The organism is Variovorax glucosi, from assembly GCF_051216695.1.
Taxonomy (GTDB): Bacteria; Pseudomonadota; Gammaproteobacteria; order Burkholderiales; family Burkholderiaceae_C; genus Variovorax.
This window is the reverse complement of sequence record NZ_JBPJZE010000183.1, coordinates 1-1,257: the sequence shown is the minus strand read 5'-3', so window position 1 is coordinate 1,257 and position 1,257 is coordinate 1. Positions and strand designations below refer to the sequence as shown.

Sequence of the window (1,257 nt, the reverse complement as noted above, 5' to 3'; positions counted from 1 at the left end):
GCGCAGGCTGAGCGACTGGCGCGCGAGGTCATGGCGCTGTACACCTGCGGCCCGGCAGGCGGCGGCGGTGTGCGCACCGCACTCACACCGCGGCTCAACACGCTGTCGTGCCTGCTGCCGCGCGAGGCGGTGCCGGTGCGCTTCGAACTGGTCGGCGAGGCGGCGCTGGCATGAACACCATCACCACCGACACCGTCGAAGTGCCGCTGTACCGCGCCGCGCATGGCCGCACCGGCGACAAGGGCGACCGATCCAACATCAGCGTCATCGCATGGCACCCGGAGCTTTATCCCTTGCTGGTCGAGCAGCTCACGCCCGAGCGCGTCGCGGCGCAGTTCCATCACCGTGCGCCATCGCAGGTCCAGCGATTCGTGTTGCCGAAGCTCCATGCAATGAACTTCGTGCTCGACGCGGTGCTGGACGGCGGCGTCAACGATGCACTGAACCTCGACGCGCATGGCAAGGCGCTGTCCTTCCTGCTGCTTGACATGCCTGTTCGCGTGCCTCGCGCGCTTGTGCCACTGCTGGCCGGGCCATAGCCGCGGCTCTTTTCTTTTTCCCCTAGCCATTCCATCCGGAGACAAAACAATGAAACGATTTCCCCTCACCGCACTGACCGTCGCGCTGGCCCTGGTGCCGCTGCTGGGCCATGCGGAGGCCTTCCCCGAGAAGGCCATCACCTTCGTCGTGCCCTTCGCGGCCGGCACCGCCACGGACCAGATCGCGCGCGCGCTCGGCAACCAGATCGCGGCGGAGACGAAGCAGGCCGTCATCATCGACAACAAGGCCGGCGCCAGTGGTTTCATCGCCTCGCAGAACGTGGCCAAGGCGCCCGCCGACGGCTACACGGTGCTGATCACCACCAACACCACGCATGCGGCCAACGAGCACCTGTTCAAAAAGCTGCCCTACGACCCGGTGAAAGACTTCGCGCCCATCGCCGCGCTCGGCAAGGGCGGGCAGATCATGGTGGTGAACCCCTCGTTCCCTGCGAAGAGCGTGGCCGAGTTCATCGCGCTCGCAAAGAAGGAGCCGGGCAAGTACAGCTTCGGCAGCGGCAGTTCGTCGAGCCGCATGGCGGGCGAGCTGCTTCAGCAGATGGCCGACATCAAGCTGCTGCACGTGCCCTACAAGAGCAACACGCTCGCCGTGACCGACCTGCTGGGCAGCCAGATCAACATGATGATCACCGACACGGCCACCGGCCTGCCGCAGGTCAAGGCCGGCAAGCTGCGCGCGCTGGGTATCTCCAGCTCG

The 1,257-nt window shown here is 66.3% G+C and carries 2 protein-coding genes and 1 pseudogene; all 3 read left to right on the top strand.

Annotated elements, in window-relative coordinates; translation table 11 throughout:
• Positions 1-174, top strand: a pseudogene (locus tag ACSFA3_RS24080) (acyclic terpene utilization AtuA family protein); the annotation flags it as partial.
• On the top strand, positions 171-539 hold the full coding sequence (locus tag ACSFA3_RS24075) for an AtuA-related protein (protein WP_435465679.1): 369 nt from the start codon (positions 171-173) through the stop codon (positions 537-539). The pseudogene ACSFA3_RS24080 and the gene ACSFA3_RS24075, both read left to right, overlap by 4 nt.
• 49 nt (positions 540-588) lie before the next feature.
• Positions 589-1,257, top strand: a 669-nt coding sequence (locus ACSFA3_RS24070) for a Bug family tripartite tricarboxylate transporter substrate binding protein (protein ID WP_435507912.1), incomplete at its 3' end; no start/stop codon positions are given.

What these genes read in the sequence shown, in the direction of transcription:
- ACSFA3_RS24075 (WP_435465679.1), top strand. Translation starts at nt 171, where the DNA reads ATGAACACCATCACCACCGACACCGTCGAAGTGCCGCTGTACCGCGCC.